We start from the raw sequence: 7,926 nt of genomic DNA, 5'->3' as shown, positions 1-7,926 counted from the left end.
AGTTGAAAAGTTTGAGTACAAACGCGGGTTTAAGTTTTCAACTTATGCTACATGGTGGATCCGTCAGTCAATCAATCGCGCAATTGCTGATCAGTCAAGAACGATTCGTATCCCTGTTCATATGAAAGAACTGATCTCAAGGATTGATAAGGTCGCACGTAAGTACCGCCAGGAAAAAGGGCGGGATCCTATGTTTGAAGAGTATGTCAAGTCATTACGTATTCCCCGTGATAAGATACGTGTTGTGTTATCAATCCGGCAGGAGCCGTTATCCCTGGCTATGCCGATAGGGGAAGACGGGGATTCGTATCTCGAGGATTTTATTGAAGATAAAAGTACGGATTCACCGCCGGTTATTGCGTTGGATTATCTAAGACGTAACGAAATAGAACGTGCGTTATCAACGCTGACCCAGCGTGAAGCTGAAATCATTAAATTGCGTTTTGGCGTAGGGACAGGGTATCCACGGACATTGGAAGAAGTCGGGCGGATATTTAGTATAACGCGTGAACGCGTAAGGCAGATTGAAGCAAAGGCGATACGCAAACTGCGTCATCCGGTGCGAAGCAGGTTGCTCAAGGAATATCTTGAAATCAACGAGAAAGGTTAAGTTAAATTATTTTGTTGAAACTTAAGAATATAGGATTCATTGGAGCTGGTAATATGGCGGAAGCTATTATCCGCGGTATCATAAACGCGGGATTAGTAAATCCCGATTCTTTATTTATAAACGATATTTCAGAAGAAAGAACAAAGTATATCGCAAAAAAATATGGCGTAACGGTTATTAAAGAATACAGTCGGTTATTAAAAAAAACGTCAGTACTTATAATAGCAGTAAAACCTCAGCAGATGGGTGATGTACTGGGAAATATATCGGTAGGCATATCACCAAGGCATTTGGTTATATCCATTGCTGCGGGGATCAAGACTGTGTTTATAGAAAATAAATTGTGTAACCGGCCGCGTGTTGTGCGTGTAATGCCAAACACACCTGCTATGGTTTGTTTAGGTGCAACAGTGGTGTGTAAAGGTAAAAAAGCAAAGCATAGTGATATCAAAACTGTACTGAATATATTTAATTCTATGGGATACTCTGCGGAACTGCCGGAACGGCTAATGAATGCAGTTACTGCCGTGTCAGGTTCTGGGCCGGCATACGTGTTTTATCTGGCTGAAGGGATGACAGAGGCAGCGGTGAAACTTGGTATACCAAAAGATATTGCAGTGCAACTTGTTGTTAACACAATACACGGTGCTGGTAAAATGTTGGCGTGGAAAGAAGCCTTACCAGCAACTTTGCTGCGTAAGAAAGTTACTTCTCCCGGGGGTACGACTGAAGCGGCAATAAAATATTTGGAATCTAAAGACTGGTTAACCAGATTTATAAACGCAGTAACGGCGGCGGAAAAACGCGCAAAAGTGTTAGGCAGCAAATGAAAAAGCGTTTTTTGCCGGTGTTATACCAAAACGGCAATTTGTTACTCTTAGACCAGCGTATAATTCCTTGGGAAGTCGTATATGTTACCTGTAAGAATTTAAATTCAGTTGCAGAAGCTATCAGGAATATGACTGTCCGCGGTGCGCCTGCGTTGGGAATTACTGCTGCGTATGCGTTCAAACAATTTGTTAATACAAGTAAATGTAATAGTGTTGAAGAGTTAATGCATAACCTAAATAAAGTTGCTGAAATATTGATATCAACCCGTCCAACGGCAGTGAATATAAAATGGTGTTGCACCCGCATACTTAATGAAACACAAAATGCTGTAGGAAAAGTAAAGGGTAATGTGCGTGAATTACAGAATATCGTAGAAACAGAAGCGGATAAGGTTGTAAGCGAAAACATAGAAACTGACCGGCTGATATGTATCAACGGTGCAAAGTGGTTTAATAAAAAAAAGGGTAAACGCTATAACATCCTGACACATTGTAATACTGGCTCGTTAGCAACCGGTGCGTATGGTACAGCTCTGGGTGTGGTACTACAGTTAGCGAAAGAACATTGTGTAGAAAACGTTTTTGTGGATGAAACCCGGCCGTATATGCAAGGCGCGCGGCTTACTGCATGGGAACTTCAACAACATCGTGTGAAACATACTCTTATTTGTGATAATATGGCAGGATATTTTATGTCAAAAAAAATGGTGGATTTCGTAATCGTTGGAGCGGACCGTATTGCTGCAAACGGTGATACTGCTAATAAAATCGGGACATATTCGTTGTCAATACTGGCAAAAGAAAATAATGTGCCGTTTTATATCGCAGCGCCGTTTTCGTCTATAGATTTAGGGATGAGTAATGGCAAGGAAATCAAGATTGAGTACCGTAGTGATGATGAAGTAAGAAAAATACGGGGTGTATACGTTACTTCTTCTGATACCAGTGTGCTAAACCCGGCGTTTGATGTTACACCGGGTAAGTATATAACAGGAATCGTTACGGAATGCGGTGTTATACAAAAACCGTATCAAAGAAATCTAGGAAAATACAGGGTTAAGCATTTATATGCAAAGTGAAGGAGTGTTGTAAATCAATGGCGGAAGATAAAAAAGTTAATAAATATCCGGTGAATTTGCCGGAGACTAAGTTTTCAATGAAAGCGAACCTGCCTGTACGTGAACCACAGTTTCTGGAGTACTGGGAGTCAATTGGGCTGTACCAAAAAATGCTGGAACATAATACCGGAGGGAAAAAGTTTGTACTTCACGATGGGCCGCCGTATGCCAATGGGCCGATTCATCTTGGGCATGCGTTAAACAAAATATTGAAAGATATGGTGGTTAAGTACAAATCATTGTGCGGTTATCATACTCCCTATATCCCGGGTTGGGACTGCCACGGGTTGCCGATTGAACAGAATCTGATGAAAGAAAAAAAGATTGATAAACGCTCAATTGACCGCGTAAAGTTTAGGAAAGACGCTGAGGTCTATGCGCAGAAATATATTGACTTGCAACGCAACGATTTCAAACGTCTTGGTATAACAGCTGATTGGGAGAATCCGTATATTACAATGTCGCCGAAATATGAGGGTGGAATATACCGTAGTTTCCGTAACCTAGTAAAAAACGGGTATATTTATCGCAGAAAAAAACCGGTATACTGGTGTGTACAATGCGAGACCGCGCTTGCGGATTCTGAAATTGAATTCCAGGATCATGGTTCACCGTCGGTGTATGTAAAGTTTCCTGTAATAAACGAAGGTGTGGGTAGTAAAGTTCAACCGGTAGCAGCGGTTCTTATTTGGACCACCACACCGTGGACTTTACCCGCAAATGTAGCTTTAGCGTTCAATCCGGAGTTTGATTATGTAAACGTTGCTTTAAAATTGAATGACGGAAGGAATGAGAATCTTATAGTGTCAGAATACCTGTTACCCAAAATTGCGGAAGTGTTGCACGCAGGTAATATTGAAGTGCTGCAAAAATATAAGGGTAAGGACTTGGAAGGTATTAAATGCATACATCCTGTGATTGAAGGAAAAATCTCAGTCGGTGTACTGGCAGGATATGTTAGTTTAGAAGATGGTACAGGGATTGTCCATATTGCTCCGGGGCATGGGGATGATGATTATGAAGTTGGCTTGAAATACAACCTGCCGATCTTCGCTCCGGTAAATGCGTATGGTAAGTTCACAAATGAAGTTCCAAAGTATGAAGGCCAAAAAGTGTTTGAAGCGAATGCAAATATTATTGCGGATTTAACACAACAGAATGTTATGTTACATAATAGTGAGGCTAATCATTCGTACCCGCATTGCTGGAGATGCAAAAAACCTGTTATCTTCCGCGCTACGGAACAGTGGTTTCTTAATGTGGACTATCAGGGTTTACGTGAAAAGTTATTAGCTGAAACTGACAGGGTTCATTGGATTCCTGACTACGGTTTAAATCGTATAAAAGGAATGGTGTCGTCACGCCCGGACTGGTGTCTTTCGCGTCAACGTTTTTGGGGTGCACCGATACCTGTGATGTACTGCCAAAAATGTAATACTCCGTTGATGGATGATAAGGTGCTGGAAAATATTGAAAAACTGATTACACAGTACGGCACGAATGTATGGTATGAAAAAGATGTAGGTGAATTACTCCCGCAAGGGATTAAATGCGCGTGCGGCCATAATGAGTTTAAGAAAGGTGAGGATATAATCGACGTATGGTTTGATTCCGGAGTATCCCATGAGTCGGTATTAAGGACAGATGCTAACCTCACATTTCCGGCAGATGTGTATTTAGAAGGTAGTGATCAGCATAGAGGATGGTTCCAGACATCGTTAATTCCGGCGGTTGCATTGCACAACACTGCACCGTATAAGGCCGTGATTACACACGGGTTTGTGCTTGATGGCAACGGGCGTGCAATGCATAAGTCGTTAGGTAATGTTATTGCACCACAGGAAATTATTAAGAAGTATGGTGCCGAAATCCTCAGGTTATGGGTAGCAAATTCGGATTATCACGAAGATATACGTATTTCCGAAGAGATACTGAAACAACTGGCGGATACATACAGAAAAATAAGGAATACTTATAGGTTTATGTTAGGGAATTTGTGTGATTATAACCCTGAAGATAATTGTGTAAAGTGTTCTGACTTGTGGGATATAGATAAATATATGCTTCATAAACTTTATATGCTTGTAACTGAAGTTACTAGGTATTACGAAGCTTATGAGTTCAATAAAGTTCTACGTGCTGTGCATGATTATTGCGTTTTTGACCTCAGTAATTTTTATCTGGATATCCTGAAAGACAGGTTGTATACCTTCGGTCCTGGATGTGTTGAACGCCGTGGTGCGCAGACGGTAATGTATCAGACACTGATGGTTTTGGTTAAGTCCATGTCGCCGATGTTATCATTTACCGCAGAAGATGTGTGGCAAACGTTAAAAGTTGAAAAAGCCGGTGCGGGCCTGGAAGAAAGCGTGTTTTTGTCCGGGTTTGCGACAGCACAGCCTGAATGGTTGAATAAACCGCTTGCTGCAAAATGGGAAGTTATACGTAAGATCAAGGAAAAAGTTAATCTTGAGATGGAAAAAATGCGGCAGGAGAAAGTTATTGGCAGTTCTTTGGAAGCTAAAGTGGAAATAACATCGTTTTCAGATGAAGAATTCTGTGTTATTAAAGAATATGAACACCAATGGCCGATGATAACTATAAGTTCTAGTGTTGTTATATTCCGTGGTAAAGGTGAAGGCGATGTGATGATTAAAATAAGTAAAGCAGATGGTATAAAGTGTGTGCGATGCTGGAATTATTCGCATAGTGTAAGTAAACATGAGGATCATCCTGAACTCTGTGACCGTTGTCATGAAGTTGTCAGGGGTTGTAAATGATACGGTTGATTACAACGGTGTATAAGTATTTGCCGTGTATTCTAACAAGCTTAATTATTGTATTGCTGGATAGGGTAACCAAAGTCTTGGCAGTGAGTTTGCTTAAACCAGTAGAATACATAACCATATTACCATTTCTGTATTTGTCATACACAGAAAATACCGGTGCTGCTTTTGGTATGCTGCAGGGGTTCAGGTGGTTATTTGTTATTGCAGCAATCTTGGTGTTTACTATCCTATACCACGAATTGAAAAAGACAAGTAGCGTGTATTTTCAAATAACGTTAGGGTTTATATTTGGTGGTGCGGGTGGTAATTTTGTTGACCGCTTGTTTCGAGGAGTGGTAGTAGACTTTATTGATTTTCGGGTTTTCCCGGTGTTTAATGTATCTGATATCGCAATATCTATTGGAATAGGTTTGTGGATAATACATTTATTATTTTTAAACAAGGCAAAGTAGGGGATTTTTTGTATGTACCCAATATTGTTAAAGCTCGGATCCGTAACTTTCTATACTTATGGTTTGTTTTATGCGATTGGCTTGATGGTTGCTGCATGGGTGGTACTGGTTCAGACACGGAAAGATAAGGTTGACGATAATCTTGTATACGACCTAATATTTTGTATCATACTCGGTATTCTGATAGGTGCGCGGATATTTTATGTGATAATGAATTTAGGATACTACCTCAAAGAACCGTTAAAAGTACTGGCGTTATGGGAAGGCGGATTGTATTTCCATGGTGGGCTTATTGGCGGGATACTTGCCGGGGTTGTATTTGCTTTGATAAAAAAGATCAGTATCTTTGAATATTTTGATTACTTCGCGCCGGCAGTTGCGGTTGGGCATGCGATGGGACGGATTGGATGTTTCTTCGCGGGTTGTTGTTATGGCAAACCAACAGGGTTTTTTATGCATATTGTTTTTACCAATGAAAACTCACTAGCACCAACGGGGATACCGTTGCATCCCGCACAAGTATATTCCGCAATCGGAGATTTCTGTATTTTCTTGGCACTGTGGTTACGTAGAGGTAAAAAAAGGTATAAAGGGCAGTTGTTGATTGAGTACCTTATGATGTTTTCGTGTTTCAGGTATTTTATTGAATTTTTGAGAGGTGACGACCGCGGGGTTGGTATTGCCGGGTTGTCAGTTACTCAGGTGGTATCGGTTGTTGTGTTTGCAGTTGCGTTGGTGATAAGCGTGTATATGACAAAAAAAATTGTTAAACCGCAGAAGGATCTAAGACAATGAAGCGTGTTTTAGTTGTTAAGCCGGAGTATAGTGGTAAAAGAGTTGACCGTTTTTTAGCTGAGAATAACAAGGATTACTCACGTAGTTTTTTTCAAATGCTGATAAACCAAAAGATGGTATTGGTGAATAATCGCAGTGTCGAGAGTTCGTCTATCCTGAGTGAAGGGCAAACTGTAGAAGTTGAATTTCCAGAGAATATTCCAACTGCAGTCGTGCCGGAAAATATTTCATTAGATATTGTTTATGAAGATAACGATATTGTGGTCATAAATAAACCCGCAGGGATGGTGGTTCATCCAGCATGCGGGAATAAAACAGGGACTTTAGCAAACGCGTTGGTATATCGTTACAAACAATTGCCGGTGGGTGATGAACTTTACCGCCCGGGACTCGTGCACAGGCTGGATAAAGGGACCTCAGGGACTATTATTGTAGCTAAAACTGAACCAGCGAGGTATGCATTGATAAAACAGTTTGAGAAGCGTTTAGTAGAAAAAACGTATCTTGCGGTTGTACATGGCGTATTTGAAGAACGCCGTGGGACTATTGATGCGCCGATAGGGCGTAATTTAATAAACCGTAAAGTTATGGAAGTAAGTTCATTAAACAGCCGTGATGCTGTAACTGAATACTCGGTAATGTTCAACCTTGGAAAGTATACAGTTGTGATAGCAAAACCTAAGACAGGACGTACACATCAAATACGCGTGCATTTCGTGTCTATAGGGCATCCTATAGTAGGGGATATCGATTATAACAGGTTCCCTGAAGATTCTATGCTGGCAGAACGTCCGATGTTACACGCGTGGAAATTGTCAGTGATTCATCCACGGAAAAAACAAAGAATGGAATTTGTGTCGCCCTTACCGGAAGATTTTGAATTACTCATAAAACGAGTCAATCAAGGAAAAAAAGTTAGGATTTTGGTATAATAACATATATGAAAAATGTTATTTGGACGTTAATAATTGTGTTGATACCTGCATCAATAACTTTTCTTGATGCGGAAACCAAGTTATCCACTGTTTCTACTGTTACAGCTTCATCACCTGCAGCGGTACAGCAACAGTCTGCTTCAGCAAAAGAAAAGGAAGCGCGGATAGCGTTTGAAAAACGTTTTACGGAAGAAATTGACGGGTTAGGTGAAGATATAGATGTCTTGCATAAAGCGTTGGTTGACTTTAGAAATATTGTACAGAATGATATTAAAGTTCCGTTGGATGAACTCACTACAAACTATATTGTATTGTACGACAATGTTCAAGTGATAAATATTAAAGTTGATACCGTAAAAAAGGATATTGCTGAATTTAAACAATCAACTAATATTAT

General features: G+C 40.4%; 8 protein-coding genes. All 8 read left to right on the top strand.

Annotated elements, in window-relative coordinates; genetic code table 11:
* Nucleotides 1-610, top strand: a 610-nt coding sequence (locus tag WC955_12600) for a sigma-70 family RNA polymerase sigma factor (GenBank protein ID MFA5859893.1), incomplete at its 5' end; no start/stop codon positions are given.
* An 11-nt stretch (nucleotides 611-621) separates the two neighbouring features.
* Nucleotides 622-1,440: a pyrroline-5-carboxylate reductase gene (gene proC / locus WC955_12595; protein MFA5859892.1), complete on the top strand. Its 819-nt coding sequence runs from the start codon at nucleotides 622-624 to the stop codon at nucleotides 1,438-1,440.
* Nucleotides 1,437-2,519, top strand: a complete 1,083-nt coding sequence (gene mtnA / locus WC955_12590) for an S-methyl-5-thioribose-1-phosphate isomerase (GenBank protein MFA5859891.1) — start codon at nucleotides 1,437-1,439, stop codon at nucleotides 2,517-2,519. Before proC ends, mtnA begins: the two co-directional genes overlap by 4 nt.
* Nucleotides 2,520-2,536: 17 nt before the next feature.
* Complete coding sequence (ileS, locus tag WC955_12585) at nucleotides 2,537-5,338, top strand: isoleucine--tRNA ligase (protein ID MFA5859890.1); 2,802 nt, start codon at nucleotides 2,537-2,539, stop codon at nucleotides 5,336-5,338.
* Nucleotides 5,335-5,799 (top strand): signal peptidase II, encoded by a 465-nt coding sequence (gene lspA / locus WC955_12580; GenBank protein ID MFA5859889.1) that lies wholly within the window; start codon nucleotides 5,335-5,337, stop codon nucleotides 5,797-5,799. Before ileS ends, lspA begins: the two co-directional genes overlap by 4 nt.
* Before the next feature lie 12 nt (nucleotides 5,800-5,811).
* The gene (lgt, locus tag WC955_12575; GenBank protein MFA5859888.1) at nucleotides 5,812-6,594 is read left to right on the top strand and encodes a prolipoprotein diacylglyceryl transferase; all 783 of its coding nucleotides are present in this window, start codon (nucleotides 5,812-5,814) and stop codon (nucleotides 6,592-6,594) included.
* Entirely contained in the window at nucleotides 6,591-7,526 is a 936-nt protein-coding gene (locus WC955_12570; GenBank protein MFA5859887.1) for an RluA family pseudouridine synthase, read from the top strand. Before lgt ends, WC955_12570 begins: the two co-directional genes overlap by 4 nt.
* A gap of 8 nt (nucleotides 7,527-7,534) precedes the next feature.
* The coding region (locus tag WC955_12565) for a hypothetical protein (protein ID MFA5859886.1) at nucleotides 7,535-7,926 on the top strand (392 nt) is incomplete at its 3' end.

The sequence above is a fragment of the Elusimicrobiota bacterium genome (assembly GCA_041658405.1).
In the GTDB taxonomy this organism is placed as follows: domain Bacteria; phylum Elusimicrobiota; class UBA5214; order JBBAAG01; family JBBAAG01; genus JBBAAG01.
Note: the sequence above shows the minus strand (reverse complement) of the source record. Positions and strands in the feature narration are given on the sequence as shown.

Coding starts and splice junctions, on each gene's coding strand:
- mtnA (MFA5859891.1), top strand. CDS start 1,437: ATGAAAAAGCGTTTTTTGCCGGTGTTATACCAAAACGGCAATTTGTTA.
- ileS (MFA5859890.1), top strand. CDS start 2,537: ATGGCGGAAGATAAAAAAGTTAATAAATATCCGGTGAATTTGCCGGAG.
- lspA (MFA5859889.1), top strand. CDS start 5,335: ATGATACGGTTGATTACAACGGTGTATAAGTATTTGCCGTGTATTCTA.
- lgt (MFA5859888.1), top strand. CDS start 5,812: ATGTACCCAATATTGTTAAAGCTCGGATCCGTAACTTTCTATACTTAT.
- WC955_12570 (MFA5859887.1), top strand. CDS start 6,591: ATGAAGCGTGTTTTAGTTGTTAAGCCGGAGTATAGTGGTAAAAGAGTT.